The organism is Paenibacillus sp. G34 (assembly GCF_056856875.1).
Genome location: NZ_CM166469.1, coordinates 4,961,465 through 4,978,483 on the forward strand (window position 1 = coordinate 4,961,465; position 17,019 = coordinate 4,978,483).

The 17,019-nt window shown below is 47.1% G+C and carries 13 protein-coding genes; all 13 read right to left on the reverse strand.

Annotation, left to right across the window (positions count from 1 at the left end; genetic code table 11):
- Positions 1 to 46: 46 nt before the first annotated feature.
- Positions 47 to 1,603, reverse strand: a complete 1,557-nt coding sequence (gene cobA, locus AC1VYS_RS22500) for a uroporphyrinogen-III C-methyltransferase (protein ID WP_482911539.1) — start codon at positions 1,601 to 1,603, stop codon at positions 47 to 49.
- Positions 1,604 to 1,607: 4 nt separating this feature from the next.
- Complete coding sequence (gene hemC / locus AC1VYS_RS22505; RefSeq protein ID WP_482911540.1) at positions 1,608 to 2,561, reverse strand: hydroxymethylbilane synthase; 954 nt, start codon at positions 2,559 to 2,561, stop codon at positions 1,608 to 1,610.
- 2 nt (positions 2,562 to 2,563) lie between these two features.
- Positions 2,564 to 3,214, reverse strand: coding sequence for a precorrin-2 dehydrogenase/sirohydrochlorin ferrochelatase family protein (locus AC1VYS_RS22510; RefSeq protein ID WP_482911541.1), 651 nt, complete (start codon positions 3,212 to 3,214; stop codon positions 2,564 to 2,566).
- 5 nt (positions 3,215 to 3,219) lie between these two features.
- Positions 3,220 to 4,047, reverse strand: a complete 828-nt coding sequence (ccsA, locus tag AC1VYS_RS22515) for a cytochrome c biogenesis protein CcsA (RefSeq protein WP_482915094.1) — start codon at positions 4,045 to 4,047, stop codon at positions 3,220 to 3,222.
- A gap of 14 nt (positions 4,048 to 4,061) precedes the next feature.
- Entirely contained in the window at positions 4,062 to 5,447 is a 1,386-nt protein-coding gene (gene hemA / locus AC1VYS_RS22520) for a glutamyl-tRNA reductase (protein ID WP_482911542.1), read from the reverse strand.
- A gap of 340 nt (positions 5,448 to 5,787) precedes the next feature.
- Positions 5,788 to 6,453 carry a ribosome biogenesis GTP-binding protein YihA/YsxC gene (gene yihA / locus AC1VYS_RS22525; protein WP_482911543.1) on the reverse strand — a complete coding sequence of 222 codons (666 nt, stop codon included), beginning with the start codon at positions 6,451 to 6,453 and terminating at the stop codon, positions 5,788 to 5,790.
- Between the two features lie 250 nt (positions 6,454 to 6,703).
- Entirely contained in the window at positions 6,704 to 9,043 is a 2,340-nt protein-coding gene (gene lon, locus AC1VYS_RS22530; RefSeq protein ID WP_482911544.1) for an endopeptidase La, read from the reverse strand.
- An 86-nt stretch (positions 9,044 to 9,129) separates the two neighbouring features.
- The gene (gene lonB, locus AC1VYS_RS22535; RefSeq protein WP_482911545.1) at positions 9,130 to 10,887 is read right to left on the reverse strand and encodes an ATP-dependent protease LonB; all 1,758 of its coding nucleotides are present in this window, start codon (positions 10,885 to 10,887) and stop codon (positions 9,130 to 9,132) included.
- Between the two features lie 241 nt (positions 10,888 to 11,128).
- The gene (ispG, locus tag AC1VYS_RS22540) at positions 11,129 to 12,226 is read right to left on the reverse strand and encodes a flavodoxin-dependent (E)-4-hydroxy-3-methylbut-2-enyl-diphosphate synthase (RefSeq protein WP_482911546.1); all 1,098 of its coding nucleotides are present in this window, start codon (positions 12,224 to 12,226) and stop codon (positions 11,129 to 11,131) included.
- Between the two features lie 120 nt (positions 12,227 to 12,346).
- Positions 12,347 to 13,600, reverse strand: coding sequence for an ATP-dependent protease ATP-binding subunit ClpX (gene clpX / locus AC1VYS_RS22545; protein ID WP_342552538.1), 1,254 nt, complete (start codon positions 13,598 to 13,600; stop codon positions 12,347 to 12,349).
- A gap of 12 nt (positions 13,601 to 13,612) precedes the next feature.
- Entirely contained in the window at positions 13,613 to 14,203 is a 591-nt protein-coding gene (gene clpP, locus AC1VYS_RS22550) for an ATP-dependent Clp endopeptidase proteolytic subunit ClpP (RefSeq protein ID WP_090919143.1), read from the reverse strand.
- 383 nt (positions 14,204 to 14,586) lie between these two features.
- Positions 14,587 to 15,927 carry a trigger factor gene (gene tig / locus AC1VYS_RS22555; protein ID WP_482911547.1) on the reverse strand — a complete coding sequence of 447 codons (1,341 nt, stop codon included), beginning with the start codon at positions 15,925 to 15,927 and terminating at the stop codon, positions 14,587 to 14,589.
- A gap of 135 nt (positions 15,928 to 16,062) precedes the next feature.
- Positions 16,063 to 16,905 carry a hypothetical protein gene (locus tag AC1VYS_RS22560; RefSeq protein WP_482911548.1) on the reverse strand — a complete coding sequence of 281 codons (843 nt, stop codon included), beginning with the start codon at positions 16,903 to 16,905 and terminating at the stop codon, positions 16,063 to 16,065.
- Positions 16,906 to 17,019: the final 114 nt, after the last annotated feature.

Sequence of the window (17,019 nt, forward strand, 5' to 3'; positions counted from 1 at the left end):
TCACGAATTCAGCACGCTTCATAAGTTTAAGCACAGCTAGTCCAGCTTAATTGCTACCAACACTTGCGGCAGCTCGTTTCCATTCACATAAAACATCGATCAGGCTGGTCATCGTGGCTTCCTTCGCCATAAGAGTAACCTCCAGCCCGGCAGCCTCTGCGGTCTTAGCGGTAACTGGCCCTATACACGCAACCTCTACTCCTTTTAGTAGCGGCAACGGATCTTCCACACCCATTCGTTTCAGCATCTTCATGAAGTTCTTCACCGTAGATGAGCTTGTAAAGGTCACCGCATGGATACCGCCCTCTTCAAGCAGTTTGAGTAATTCATCATCCTCTTCACCCGCAAGGATGGTATCATATATGATTGCCTCGGTAACGTGCAATCCTCGCTCTTTCAACTGCTCCGGTAACCAAGACCGCGCGAGATCACCGTGAGGGATCAACACCTTCTGGCCTGACTTCAACTCACTTTCAAACGCTTCGAGCATGCCTTCTGCTTGAAAAGGCCCTTTAACAACTTCAGGCGCGATCCCGTGCTTGCGCAGCGCTTCTGCCGTCGATGGTCCCACTGCTGCGATTCTGGCCAGATGAAGCGAGCGAATGTCCTTGCCTTCGTTTTCCAGATGACGGAAGAAAAACTCCACACCATTGACACTTGTGAAAAAGACCCAATCAAATGTATTTAACGCATGCAGCGCATCTTTGACACTTTGTTTGGAAGATTCGCTGGACGGCATAACCGTTTCAATGACCGGGAACTCATAGGGTTCACCACCGAGTTCTTCAATACGATTCACCAGTTCACTTGCCTGACTGCGGGCACGGGTAACCAGAATTCGTTTACCAAACAGCGGCAGCACCTCTGCCCATTTCAATTGCTCCCGCTGTTTGACTACATCTCCAACGACGATTACGGCTGGTGGCTGAAAATTTGCCGCAATGACTTTGGCTTCGATATCCTCCAGCGTTCCCGTGATCGTATCCTGTTCTGCCCGAGTTCCCCAACGTACAAGCGCCACGGGTGTGCTAGCTGGACGACCATGACGAATAAGCTGCTCGCTAATATAACCAATTTTGGCAACACCCATCATAAATACCAGTGTGCCCGTTGCATTCGTTACTTTATCCCAATGAATACTGCGATCCAGTTTGTCGGGGCTCTCATGTCCGGTAATAATCGAGATGGAGGAAGCATAATCCCGGTGTGTCACCGGAATACCTGCATACGCAGGCACGCTGATTGCCGCGGTTACACCTGGTACAATCTCAAACGGAATACCGTTTTTGTGCAGCAATTCTGCTTCTTCCCCTACCCGTCCGAATATCGTCGGATCTCCGCCTTTCAAACGCACAACCACTTTGCCTTCAAGGGCCAGATCGACAAGTAGCTGGTTAATCTCTTCCTGTTTCATCGTATGTCGGTCCGGTCGTTTCCCCACATAAATTTTAACTGCACCGGGTTTCATTAGTTTCAGCAATCGTGGACTTGCGAGCCGATCATAAACAACGGCGTCTGCCTTGCCGATGCTCTCCCACCCTTTTACCGTAATCAGTCTTGCATCTCCAGGACCCGCACCTACCAAAAAGACTTTCCCCGCCATGCCTTCATCCCCTAACTTCTGCCAGTATCTGTTCAGCCCCGCGATCAATTAATCTCCAAGCCACTTCTTCTCCAAGGCGAACCGGATCTTTACCACTCAACGTTTCCTTCAAAATCAGTCCGCCATCCGGCGTACCAACCATACCCGTTAATTGTAACTTGTTTTCACTGTTCAGGGAATCTGCATCTTCCGGAATCCACACCGCATGTGCACCAATCGGTACCTGACAACCTCCGTTTAACACGCTCAGGAAACGGCGCTCTGCCATGACTGGCGAAGCTGTTGCCGGATCGTTATAGAGAGATAGCAGATGTAGTAATTCCTCATCATCTTCACGGCACTCAATGCCAAGAGCCCCTTGGCCAACAGCCGGAAGGCAGGCTTCCTCAGACAAATATTCCGTAATCCGATCCTCCCAGCCCATCCGATACAAGCCTGCTGCTGCCAAAATAATGGCGTCCAATCCTTCGGACTCAAGCTTCCGCAGGCGTGAGTCAATATTGCCTCGGATAGATTCCAGTTGCAGGTCTGGGCGATAGGCTTTCAACTGGCTTGATCTGCGCAGACTGCTTGTCCCAACCCGTGCACCCTCTGGCAATTGATCCAGTGTAAGGCCGCCACGAGATACAAGCGCATCCCGAGGATCTGCCCGCCGGGGAACTGCACCGTTCACGAGACCTTCTGGAAGCTCGGAAGGCATGTCCTTCATACTGTGCACAGCCATATCAATGGTATGGTCAAGCATCGCCTGTTCGATTTCTTTGACAAATAACCCTTTACCGCCTACTTTGGACAACGTAACATCCAGAATGAGGTCTCCCTTTGTCACGATCTTATGTACCTCAAAGTCAAAAGCTAAACCTTCCCGCTTACAAATATCACGTAAATCTTGAATCACATATCCGGTCTGTGTTAACGCCAGAGCACTTTGTCTACTGCCCACTTTAATTGTACGCATATCTACATTTCCTCCTGATTACGGGATATCCAGTTCCCGATTTCTTCTTCGGTCCACCACTCAAACTGCCCCGCACGTATCCTATCCAGCATATCCATTTCCGTCAGACGCCGTAGCAATGTTCTTCTCGCAACTGGAGACAGTCCACGGGACTTGATCTCCATTCTCATCTGGTGTAAAAAATCAAGATACGTCTCGTATTCATCTCCAAACTGCTGTTCAAGCAAAGCACGAATCTCGGCTGCCGCCGCAGGACCTGCACCAGCTGTCGAGATAGCGATGCTTAACCGCCCTCGTCTGACCACACTCGGCGTAATAAAGCTGCTATTGCCGGAAGACATCGCATCATTCACTAGCATTGCCCCCGCCTCAGCCTCTAGAACTACAGCACGGTTAACATGCTGATCGTCCGTTGCTGCATATACGAGAAAGGCCCCCCGCAAATCACCATTGCGGTAGGACCGGGCTATCCACTCGATTCGGGATTCCTGATGCAATTGTTCGAGAGCAGACGTAAGCACAGGGCTAACCACCGTGATTCGGGCTTCAGTCTGCAACAACCCCTTCACTTTACGCTCAGCAACACGTCCACCGCCGATCACGAAGACGGATTTATCTGAAATATTGACATAAATCGGCGTGTAGTGTTCCATACTCTTCACTCTCCCGTCCAGCGATGAAACGCCGAATACGCATTGGATAAAAAGCTGATGATGACAAGTGCATATCCAATTAATGTCCATCTGGACATAACCATCATTGAAAACTGCTTTCTTCTCTTCACGACAAAATATCCAACATAGATGGCAATGGCCAGACCTGTTGCAATCACCTTCAGATCTAGCAGTAGATGCCATCGTCTTTCCGCCACGATCGACAACACAGCCAGCACAACGGATACCCCTAGAAGAGGCGTCCCAATCAATGTTGCACCATCCATGTATTTGCCAATGACCTCTAGGCTCGGCAGACGCCGCACCGTATCATTCCATTTTTTGTTTTTCAACTTGTGATGAAGAAATAGATATAGCAGAGCAAACACTGAAGCAACCGTTAAAGCCGCGAATCCCAGGTTTGCTAGCGTAATGTGCATAATCAACAACCCATGAACCGTCTGCCAGTTATGCAGTGAAATTTCCCCTGCTGTAAACCATAGTCGGTTCAGCACCGTCACCGAAAAGCCAACAACGTTGAGCAGCAGAATGACAAATTCCGAACGCTGAACCCGGGTCATAATCAATGACATCAATACGATGCTAAAAGAGAAAATAAACAGAAAATCAAATGTAGTGTAGATCGGGAAATGACCTTCCATCCACATCCGCAGAATCACATGGGTTACCTGTAATCCCCAAACAACAATAAGAAACCCTGTGCCTGTCCGCTTCGCCCCCACATTGCGTCGAATGCAGTCCGAGAAATAGAACAGTAGGCTCAGGGCATACATATAAATTAAAGCTTCATAGACTTGTTCAGCAAGGGTCAAGCTGCCCACCTGCCTTATACGCCTGCCGGAACATAAGCCGACACGGGTTCTTGCCGGTTTTCGTTCAGGTGAATCGCTGGTTTGCCCAGAGCTGTTGCATCACTCTGATTCACTTTTTCAGCAGCCATCTCCACTGCATCCTCCAGCGCGAAAATCTGCGTAAACATGCGCAGTGCTTCATCACCTTGCTTCGTACCTGCCATTTCTTTGATTCGGTTGATCGGATCTGTTGTCATTTGATTCACAATACTCTTGGTCAAACGACGAATGACTTTACGTTGATGCTCATCCAGCTCTGGCAGCTTGTTGAACAGACTATCCATCGTTTCTTCGTGAATGGATACACCCTTCTCCTGCAAAGCCCGAATAACCGGACGAACGCCGAGTGTTCTAAGCCACTGGTAATAATCTTCCATCTCCAGCTCAATCATTCTCTCAATCTTCGCAGCTTCCACCTTACGCATCTCCAGATTGCTCTCCACAATACCTTCAAGATCATCGATATCGTAGAGAAATACGTTAGAGATTTCGCCAATCGCCGGATCAATATCGCGCGGTACGGCAATATCAATCAGGAACAGCGGACGTGCTTGCCGGCGCTTCATGCTTTCCCGAACGATTCCTGCATCAAGAATATAACGTTCTGCTCCTGTAGAACTGATGACAATGTCTACTTCGCTCAGTCTAGTAAGGGCCTGCTCCATCGTACACGGCGTTCCTCGGAACTTGCTGGCCAACTCCTCGGCTCTGGCGAGCGTCCGATTGGCCACAATAACTTCAGATGCCCCGTTGGCATACAGATGTTTAACTGTAAGTTCACTCATTTTGCCGGCACCTAAGATAAGCACCTTCTTGTCTGTGAACATACCAAAAATCCGCTTGCCCAGTTCAACCGCAGCATAGCTGACAGAAACGGCACTCTCCCCGATGGAAGTCTCCGAATGCGCCCGCTTGCCCAAGGTAACTGCCTGTTTAAACAATTTGTTAAACCAAGTTCCGGTCGCTTTCTCTTCTTGTGCTTTGAAAAAAGCCTGTTTCACTTGGCCGAGAATCTGAGTCTCTCCAATGACCATCGAATCCAGCCCGCAAATGACCCGGAACAGATGGCGCATGGCCTGATCATCCTCATATATATATAAGTGTTGCGTAAATTCTTCCCGTGGAACGTTAAACCATTGCTCCATGAATGTTCTTATAAAATAACCGCACATGTGAAGACGGTCGACCACAACGTACAATTCCGTACGATTACAAGTGGCTACGATTACACCTTCCAATACACTCTTGGTCAGCTTGAGCTGCTGCAGCGCTTCAGACAAGTCCTTTTCTGCAAATGTGAATCGTTCTCTGACCTCTACAGGCGCCGTGCGATAATTCAAACCAACAACAACGATGTGCATTGCAAGTTCACCTGCCTAATAAATTTCCAATCAAAGTGTTTACTGTATATCTCTATCCAATTCAGAATGACATAGTTAATTATATCACACATCAAGTCCACCACTCGCCCATTTTTATGAAATGTTTATGAAATCCACATGATGATTATCATATGCATTGTCATTTATTGTAGTGTCTCACCAATGTTCACCGTTATGCGTTATTGAATAGGAACGATGAACATTTGAGAAAACGAAGACTTTGCAAGCCGATTCAAGACTGCTTATAACAAATAGCCATGGAATCATTCCATGACTATCTAGGTGCGGGAAACATGATGTGTATTTCAAATATTTTAGGTTAGTGATTGTTATCTTCAGTTGTTTGAACAGTTGCTCCGCTCTCGTTATCGGCCTCTTCTTCAACTGGTGCGTATTTGTCTATCCGGGCATGGCGAGTAATAATGTCCCAAAGCTCTTCCTTGCCCAAACCTTCCTCGGATGAAAAAGGGACAAACAAGTCACCTGAGCGAAGGCCCAGTGCTTCTTTGATGACTTTAATATGTTTTGCTCTGCGAGTCTTAGGAATCTTGTCCATCTTTGTAGCCACAACGACCAGTGGCAAACCGTGATGGCGCAGCCATTCATTCATCATTTTGTCATCCTTGGACGGCTCATGTCTCATGTCCACCATCTGCATGACGAGTTTTAATTCATCACGTTGCAGCAAATACTTCTCCATCATCTTACCCCAGGCAAAACGCTGCTCTTTGGATACTTTGGCGTATCCATAACCCGGAAAATCGACGAAATACAGATCCTGATTGATCTTATAATAATTAAGTTGCTGGGTTTTACCCGGCGTAGCACTTGTACGCGCCAGATTTTTACGGCTGATCAAACGGTTGATCAGTGATGACTTACCCACGTTGGAGCGCCCCGCCAGGGCAATCTCCGGCAGGCCATCATCTGGATATTGTTCAGGCCGAACGGCACTAATAATAAACTCAGATTGATTGACTTTCAAATTGCATCTTTCCTCTCTTGAACACCTGTCTTGCGAGCATAACGATTACATTTTCATCCCGTATTATGCCATCATACCTTCTATCATATCAAAAAAAACTTCTCCTGTACCCAAAAAACATCGATTGTACTCGAAAAAAGACGATTTTGACCAACTCACAACAGATTATAGCAAAAAAACCGTTCCAGCGGACGCCGAAGCTTCCGCAGAACGGTCTACTCTCCATACGATCCCTGCGGACACGTGTAGATTACAGATGAATGCCCGCCTGCTCCACTAGAGCATGTTGCAACACCTGATCCATATGAGCTACTGGCACAAATTCCACATCTTCCTTGATACTGTCTGGAATGTCGCGCAGATCTCGTTCGTTATCCTTAGGCAATAATATTTTTTTGTAACCCGCACGGTGGGCCGCCAGTGACTTTTCTTTCAAACCGCCAATCGGCAGCACCCGTCCGCGCAGCGTAATTTCACCAGTCATGGCAATGTCTTTGGACACATGTTTATTCGTCAGAGCCGAGATCAAGGCCGTTGCCATCGTAATACCGGCAGATGGGCCATCTTTAGGGATAGCCCCTTCCGGTACGTGGATGTGAATGTCGTTTTTCTCATGAAAATCCGAAGCAATGCCCAGCTGTGCAGCTTTCGAACGTGTATAACTGAAAGCCGCCTGAGCAGATTCTTTCATCACGTCTCCCAGCTTACCTGTAAGGGTCAGCTTGCCCGTTCCCGGCACCACGGTTACTTCGATCACAAGCGTGTCTCCGCCGACCTCAGTCCATGCAAGCCCTGTTACGGTACCAATCTGATCTTCCAGCTCAGCCATGCCATAGCGGAATTTGCCCGGACCGAGATAGTCCTTAACATCATCTGGCAAGATCACAATCTGGCCCTCAGCACCGGATACGATATTTTTAGCTGCTTTCCGGCAGAGCGATGCCATTTGCTGTTCCAAATTCCGCACACCTGATTCACGTGTATACTCGCGAATAACTTTAAGCAGGCTGTCCTCCGGAACTTCCAGTTGATCTTCTTCCAGACCGTGATCCTTCTTCTGTTTGGGCAGCAAATAGTTTTTGGATATTTGCAACTTCTCCAGCTCGGTATAACCTGGAATATTCAGCATTTCCATACGGTCTAATAGCGGACGCGGAATGTTGTGCACCGTGTTCGCTGTAGTTATAAACATAACGTTGGATAAGTCAAAAGGCAGCTCTACAAAGTGATCACTAAACGTATTGTTCTGCTCTGGATCAAGCACCTCTAGCAATGCAGCGGAAGGATCTCCGCGGAAGTCGGAAGCCATCTTGTCGATCTCATCGAGCAAAAATACAGGATTAAGTGATCCTGCTGTTTTCATGCCTTGAATAATCCGACCAGGCATCGCACCTACGTAGGTACGACGGTGTCCACGAATCTCTGCTTCATCCCGTACGCCCCCGAGCGAGATACGGACAAACTCCCGCCCCAGCGATCTGGCGATGGAACGGGCAAGAGAGGTTTTACCTACCCCTGGCGGGCCAACGAGACAGAGGATCGGGCCTTTAAGCTTTTTGACAAGCTTCTGCACGGCCAGATACTCCAGTACACGCTCTTTGGGTTTCTCGAGACCATAGTGATCTGCGTTAAGCACCTCTTCAGCCTTTTGAATATCGAGATCATCATCCGTCATCTGGCTCCAAGGTAAAGCTAACAGCCAATCCACATAGTTACGGATGACGCCGCCCTCGGCAGAGCTTGCCGGCATTTTCTCCAGTCGATCAATCTCTTTCTCGACCTTCTCTTTCACCTTGTCCGGCAGGCCGAGACTTTCCATCTGATTACGAAGTTCTTCCACTTCGCCAGCACGGCCCTCTTTTTCACCGAGTTCCTTCTGGATCGCCTTCATCTGCTCACGCAAATAGTACTCTTTCTGGGTTTTCTCCATCTGTTTCTTCACACGTTGGCTGATCTTGCGTTCAAGCTCCAGCACTTCACGCTCATTATTCAGGATGTCCAGCAGTTTCTCCAAACGTTCCCGAACGTCGATGGTCTCCAGAATTTCCTGTTTGTCCTTGATCTTCAAGGACAGATGGCTTGTAATCACGTCCGCAAGACGCCCCGGTTCTTCGATATCGGACACCGCGGCCAGAGTTTCAGGCGTTACTTTTTTGGACAAATTGATATAATTCTCGAACTGGTTCAGAACGGTACGCATGAGGGCATCTGTCTCTGGATGGGTATTCTCTTCCTCAGGCAGCTCTTGCGCCAGTACCTCGTAATATTCTTCGTTGTCCGTATATTCAATAATTTCAGCCCGTTCCAAGCCTTCCACAAGTACTCGAATCGTTCCGTTGGGCAGCTTCAACATCTGTCTTACCTTAGCTACGGTTCCAATGCGGAATATATCCTCTCGTGTAGGTTCCTCAATATTTACCTCGGCTTGGGAACATAGGAGAATCAAATGTTCTTCTACCATCGCTTTTTCTAAAGCCTTGACCGATTTCTCCCGGCCCACATCGAGATGCAGCACCATACTCGGGTAGACGAGAAGTCCTCTTAAAGGCAGTAAAGGAAAACGACGACCTTTCGCTTTGCTCGGTCCCATCGCTTTCGCACCTCCAATGGCTCTCAGGTTGTAGTCATCCATTATTCTATCAAATGTTCACATAAAAAACCAATGAAGGGAAGCGCTTAGCAGCTCCCCGAATCTGTAACTCGCCCTTGACGAGGTGACTCTGCCCTTAAGAAAGAGGCGGAGGCCGGTGGGAAAATCTCCGGTTTCGGTGTCACAGTCTCTTCTGCCGCCAGCTGCTGCTCCACTTGTTGCGCCCCCGGCTCCCAGCCAAAGACTTCGCGGAACACATCCTGAACCGTATCTACAGGAATCACCCGCAAACCATCTAGATTGTCAAAAATGGACTGCCAGTTTTCCGCCGGTATAATGACCGTCTTCGCCCCAGCCTGGAAAGCTGCCTCCACCTTCGCCAGCACGCCTCCAATCGGCTTAACACGACCGTGGATACTAATCTCGCCCGTCATCGCCAACTCATGGTCTACAGTGAGTCCTTGAATGGCTGAAGTAATCGCTGTCGCCATAGCAATTCCGGCCGATGGCCCATCGATTGGCGTACCTCCCGGGAAATTCACATGTAAATCGTAATCACTCGTGCGGATACCCATAGCTTTTAATACGGTTAACACATTTTCAACCGAGCCTTTCGCCATACTTTTCCGCCTGAGTGTACGGGAACCGCCTCCAATCTCTTCCTCATCCACGACACCTGTGATATTGATGCGGCCTTGCTCTTTCGGAGTAGGAACAGCTGATACCTCAATCTCCAGAATCGTGCCCATGTTTGGTCCGTAGACGGCAAGCCCATTGACAAAACCGACCTGCGGTTTCGAAGGAACCTTGCGATCTGGCCTTGGCTGAATCTGACTGCTCCCCGCAACCCACTCTACATCGGAAGCCTGAAGTGTCTCGCGCTTTTCGGTAAGCGCGAGTCCAGCAGCCAGCTGAATGATGTTGACTGCTTCGCGTCCATTAGTCGCATATCGCTTGACCACATCTACGGCATCCGGGCAAGGGCTGAACCCGATTTTCTGTACCGCATCTTCCGCAATTCCCCCGATCTCCTCAGGTAACAATGGACGGAAGTAAACTTCCATACACCGTGAACGTAAAGCTGGGGGAAGCTCATGCGGGGAACGTGTCGTCGCTCCAACAAGACGAAAATCGGCCGGCAACCCATTCTGGAAAATATCATGGATATAAGCAGGAGTATGCGTATCTTCCGAGTTATAGTACGCACTTTCCAAAAAGACTTTGCGGTCCTCCAGTACTTTCAACAGCTTATTCATCTGGATAGAATGTAATTCTCCGATTTCATCAATAAAAAGCATACCGCCATGCGCTTTGGTTACCGCACCCGGCTTCGGTTGAGGGATACCCGCCACGCCCATGGCTCCTGCTCCCTGATAGATCGGATCATGGACAGAACCAATTAGCGGATCAGCGATACCTCGCTCATCAAAACGAGCCGTTGTCGCATCCAGCTCTGTAAATTTGGCATCGGCTTTGAATGGAGAGGTCGGATTTTTTTTCGCCTCTTCCAGCACGACCCTTGCAGCAGCCGTTTTCCCCACTCCTGGCGGGCCGTATATAATCACATGCTGGGGATTAGCACTGCATAATGCTGCTTTGAGTGCACGAAGTCCATCTTTCTGCCCGACAATATCGTTAATGGTAGCCGGACGTGTCTTCTCCGCCAGTGGCTTGGTTAGTGAGATAGAACGCAGCTTGCGAAGCTTCTCCAATTCTTTCTTTGATTCACGCTCAACGGCAGTACGGTTTGTTTTCTGGCCCCGAAGCAAGTTCCAGAAGTATAACCCGATTACCACGCCAAAAAATAACTGTATCAACATGAATACCATGCCCAAGTCACCCATATTTCAACATCCTCCTGTTCTGTCTTTCATCTCATCTGTGATCATGCTAATACTTGGTAGTATAGCCTTTTCAACGAGACGTAAACGGAAGAAGAGGATTTTGTATCAGAGAATTTGTATGTAGCCATGCAAAAAGCCCGCCAAGTATGGCGGGCCTTCATATTTCACCTATTTAAACATAACACTATCGCTTGAATAAGATAAGATCCAATTCATTTCGGAACAATTGTACATTATAAGATTAGTGCGAACGTCCAGGGATGACACCTGTTTCTTCATATGCTTCGACAATTTTATCGATTTCTTTTTTCAATTCTTCTACCATGATCTCTTCCGGCACTTTACGAATCATTTGTCCATGACGGAATAAAAGCCCTTCTCCACGGGCACCAGCAATGCCGATATCCGCTTCTTTTGCTTCGCCTGGACCATTTACCGCACAACCCAACACAGACACCTTGATCGGCACCTTAAGTTTAGAGATATACTCTTCCACTTCGTTGGCGATGGAGAAAAGATCGATATCAAGACGCCCGCAAGTTGGGCAAGAGATCAGTGTAGCCGCATTAGAAATCAGGCCAAAGGTTTTGAGCAGATCACGTGCAACCTTAATCTCTTCTACCGGGTCGGCACTAAGCGAGATACGCATCGTGGAACCAATCCCCATAGAAAGAAGTGCGCCCATACCCGCAGAACTTTTAATTGTGCCCGAGAACAGTGTTCCTGCCTCAGTGATGCCAAGGTGCAACGGATAAGGAATAATCTGAGCTGCCTTTGTATAAGCTTCGATAGCCATTGGTACATCGGATGCTTTAAGTGACACAATGATATCGTGGAAATCAAGTTCTTCCAGAATGCCAATGTGGAACAACGCACTTTCGACCATAGCATCCGCTGTAGGATAGCCATACTTTTCAAGGAGATGGTTCTCTAGTGAACCCGCGTTTACCCCGATCCGAATCGGAATACCTTTTTCTTTGCACGCTTTGACAACCTCTTCTACTTTGGCACGTTTACCGATGTTGCCCGGATTGATCCGAACTTTATCAATGCCATTCTCGATGGCAAGCAAAGCGAGCTTGTAGTTAAAATGAATATCAGCTACAAGCGGGATATGAATCTGCTTCTTGATTTCCTTAATCGCTGCTGCAGCTTCCTCATTATTCACTGTTACACGCACCACTTGGCATCCAGCTTCTTCCAATCGCAAAATCTCTGCAACTGTCGCTTCAACGTCTGCTGTTTTGGTTGTACACATACTCTGAATAATAACCTCGTTACTGCCGCCAATTGTCAAGTTCCCTACTTTTACGGGACGGGTGTCCTGTCTTAAATACATGAGTGATTTCTCTCCCCACAACGTCAAAGCTCCACTCTGACAAAAGACCATATATACGCCTTCTGCCCAAGTGGAGAACTGACAAGTCTATATTTCAAAGCTTAGCTGAAGATGTGCTGATTAAGCACTCTCTTCTTGCTTATCATCCTTTGATTGGCCAAGTTCAGGCACAACTTTTTTCTCAACTACTTCTTCGGTAATGACACAGCTGGTTACGTCTTCACGTGAAGGCACCTCATACATGATTTCCAGCATGATACCTTCAATGATTGCACGCAAACCACGTGCACCCGTGTTACGTTTGATTGCTTCTTTGGCAATCGCTAGCAATGCACCCGGCTCAAACACCAGATTGACATTATCCAGCTCAAGCAGTTTTTGATACTGCTTCGTCAGTGCATTTTTCGGTTCGGACAGAATCCGTACCAACGTATCTTCATCCAGTGGCTCCAAAGTAGAGATCACTGGCAGACGGCCCACGAATTCCGGAATCAAACCAAATTTGAGCAGGTCTTCTGGCAATACCATACCCAGATATTCACCTGGTTTCAAATCTTTTTGCTCCGTAGCCGCATTAAAGCCAATGACTTTTTTACCGATCCGGCGTTTGATCATTTGCTCGAGGCCATCAAAAGCACCACCGCAGATGAACAAAATGTTTGTTGTATCGATTTGAATGAACTCTTGATGTGGATGCTTACGACCGCCTTGTGGAGGCACGGAAGCAACGGTACCCTCAAGAATTTTCAGCAAAGCTTGCTGAACACCTTCACCGGATACGTCACGAGTAATAGACGGGTTCTCCGATTTACGTGCAACTTTATCAATTTCATCAATATAGATAATGCCGCGCTCTGCTTTTTCTACATCATAGTCAGCCGCCTGAATCAATTTAAGCAGAATGTTCTCGACATCCTCACCCACATAACCAGCTTCTGTCAATGAAGTTGCATCCGCAATAGCAAAAGGAACGTTCAGGATCTTCGCCATCGTTTGTGCAAGCAACGTTTTACCGGAACCCGTAGGTCCTAAGAGCAAAATGTTACTCTTCGACAATTCAACATCCTCAATCTTGCTTTGAGTATTGATCCGTTTGTAGTGGTTGTACACTGCAACAGACAATGATTTTTTCGCTTGTTCCTGACCAATAACATATTGATCAAGGATATCACGAATTTCTTTCGGTTTCGGAATATCTTTCAGGTCTAACTCTTCATCGTGACCGAGTTCTTCCTCAACAATTTCAGTGCAAAGTTCGATACATTCATCACAAATGTATACGCCTGGTCCAGCGACCAGCTTCCGAACTTGCTCCTGAGATTTACCGCAAAAAGAGCATTTCAGTTGCCCTTTCTCATCGTTAAATTTAAACATGAAACCACCCCTTTAGGAATTGATCGGTCTGCTGAGCACCTGGTCAATAATGCCGTACGTTTTCGCTTCTTCAGCACTCATGAAAAAGTCACGGTCTGTATCCCGCTCAATTTTATCAAGGGGCTGACCTGTACGATCAACATATATTTGATTTAGTTTCTGACGAGTTTTAATAATCCATTCTGCGTGGATTTTAATATCCGCAGCCTGTCCCTGAACGCCGCCAAGCGGCTGGTGAATCATCACTTCACTGTTCGTAAGCGCATATCTTTTGCCAGGAGCGCCTGCGGTCAGCAAAAGAGAGCCCATGCTCGCTGCCATGCCTACGCAAATGGTCGATACATCTGGCTTAATAAATTGCATCGTATCGTATATACCCATCCCTGCGGTAACAGAACCACCAGGTGAATTAATATACAAGCTGATATCCTTCTCAGGATCGTCGGCTGCCAAAAACAAAAGCTGAGCTATGACAAGATTGGCTACATCGTCATCAATCGCACTGGTCAGAAAAATAATGCGATCTTTCAGCAAACGTGAATATATATCGTAAGAACGCTCGCCTCGATTGGTTTGTTCAACAACCATTGGCACCAGACTCATGAGACCAACCTCTTTTCTACATGTAATTAGACATTGCTAAATGTAAAGCAAACCCAAAATCATTTTAACATGTTCCTGTGACAATGTCATTTTTCAGAAATCACGTCATCCTAGGCATGTTTACGATTTAGCCTGATCATATTTAACCATGTTTTCTATGTATGTGCAAATTACACCCATCCTATGCCGTATTAACTTTTTTTATTTCAAGTCAACATCAAAGGTATGAAATCAACGGAAAACGGGCACCTAGCAATACGATTAATGAGAATCCATATCAATACTCATTTTTCTATAAAATGGATGTCATAATTTAAAAATAAGGCACGCAATGACTCACGTGCCTTATCGTTTATACAGCTGTCAAATTCAAACAGCTTGTCTTATTTTTCGTCAGCTTCTGCAGCAGCTTCTTCGGCTGGAGCTTCAACCGGCTCAACAACTTTGCTGTTCTCAACGAGAACATCGATTGTTTTGCGCAATTTAACTTCATCGCGAAGGCTGTCCAGGGAACCGTTACCTTCGAGGATGCCACGGATCTCTTCAGCAGGACGCTTGTAAGATTCAGCCATTTTCTCGAGTTCTTGGTTCACTTCTTCATCGGAAACTTCGATGTTTTCCGCTTTGCCTACTGCTTCAAGCACCAGGTTATTACGAACACGTTTCGAAGCATCATCATTCATTTGAGCTCTCAAGTCAGCTTGAGTTTGGCCGGAAAAGCTCAAGAACATCTCAAGGTTCATCCCTTGGTTGCGGAGACGGTTGTCGAAATCACGCATCATGTTCTGTACTTCGCTGTCAACCATTGCAGAAGGGATGTCCACTTCAGCGTTCTCAGCTACTTTTTCTACAACTGCATTTTCCTGAGCAGCTTTAAACTCGTCTGCTTTACGGGAATCCAGTTGTGTTTTGAGATCAGCTTTGTACTCTTCAAGAGTATCAAATTCGCTAACATCTTTAGCAAACTCATCATCCAGTTCTGGAAGCTGCTTGCGTTTGATTTCGTGAACTTTCACTTTAAATACCGCTTGTTTGCCAGCAAGTTCTGTTGCATGGTAGCTCTCTGGGAAAGTTACTTCTACGTCTTTGAAGTCGCCAGTGGACAGACCCACTACTTGCTCTTCAAAGCCAGGAATGAATGTGTTGGAACCCAGTTCCAAAGAGTAACGCTCTGCTTGTCCACCTTCGAAAGGTACACCATCAACAGAACCGTCGAAGTCGATTACAGCAACATCGCCGTTCGCTGCAGCACCTTCATCAACAACAACCAGTTCAGCATGACGCTGTTGCAGACGCTCCAGCTCTTCTGCCACTTCTGCATCCGTTACTTCACCTTTAGCTACAGCAACTTCGATACCTTTGTAGTCACCCAGGGTAACTTCTGGTTTCACAGTTACTTTCGCTTTGAATTTGAAGGATTGTCCTTTACCGAATTGCTCGATGTCTACATCAGGACGATCCACCGGGAAGATATCCGTTTGATCAATCGCTTCTGTGTAAGCTTCAGGAAGCAAAATGTCGATTGCTTCTTGATAAAGGCTCTCTACTCCGAAACGAGCTTCGAAGATTGGACGTGGCACTTTACCTTTACGGAATCCAGGTACGTTTGCTTGTTTAACCACTTTATTAAAAGCTTTGTCGAGTGCTTCCGTTACGCGCTCTGCACCGACTTCAACCTCAAGAACCCCAAGGTTCTTCTCTATCTTTTCCCAAGTTGCTTTCATTGTATACTTTCCCCTCCAAAATTCACATGTTCACGTAGGCAATCACGTACAAAATAACCATTTTAGTATAAACAAGTTTGCATTCTTTTTCAAGGGGAATCCCTTGATACGGTTTGAGGTAAACGTTTCCGCCCTCTAATGGCCGTCCAAACCGGCAGAAACAAACTGTTTCATAGAGCGATATGCCTGCTCAAGCCGAAACCTCATTGCACCAGTCACAGCATACATTGAACGCGTATTTTCCTCATCATGCGATCCGCCAAGACTGTCTGCCACCGTCATATGTAGCGCAGCAGCCCAAATGTCGGCCATAGCATCATTTTGCTCCAGCATAGACTGGTAATCACGTGTTCCATATACTGCCATAACATACTGTATCCACAGTTCCTGGGCAAAATAAAAGAGCGTAGGTTCATGAACCTCCGTCTGGTCTGCCACTCGTTCCAAAATCTGTACAATCTGTAGCGGGAATTCTTCCGGTTTAAGCGGAACATCAGCGATTTCAATTTCTACATCTTCCTCGCCTCTTGTGAACCGTACGATATCCTGCACCCCTCGGCGACGTAAGGTTTGCATCACTCTGAACTGTAATAAAGGATGGAGTGCTTTATTTTGCAACCACTGGATCAGTTCTTCATCCACTTTTGGAACGTCCAAAAAGGCCAGTTGCTCGAGTGCCAGCATCGTCTGCTCAGACAGTGGCCCTTCCATAACGGTACGAAGAAGCTTATCAACATAACCATCGTCCTGTGCAAGTTTCAACTTGGCATGCTGCCTTGCCATGTCTTCCTCACTGACGTCCTCTTCCTCTTCTTGACGAATTGCCGGCATTTCCATCTCTTCATATTGAGGAAATGCTGCCTGTAGCCATTCGAGTAATGCTCTCCACTCATCATAATGACGTTCTTCCTGTCCTTGGCATTGCAACAAAAAGCGAAGCAATTCCATTGCTTCACCGTAACGTTCATTTTCAAGCATAACCGTCAGTTGTATTTGATAATAGTCAAGCGTTTTTGGAAACAGTACAATATTGTTATTTTGTTCAGTCTCCGGGGTCCTGGATTCCTTGATAGGGGCACCTCCTCTCTTCCT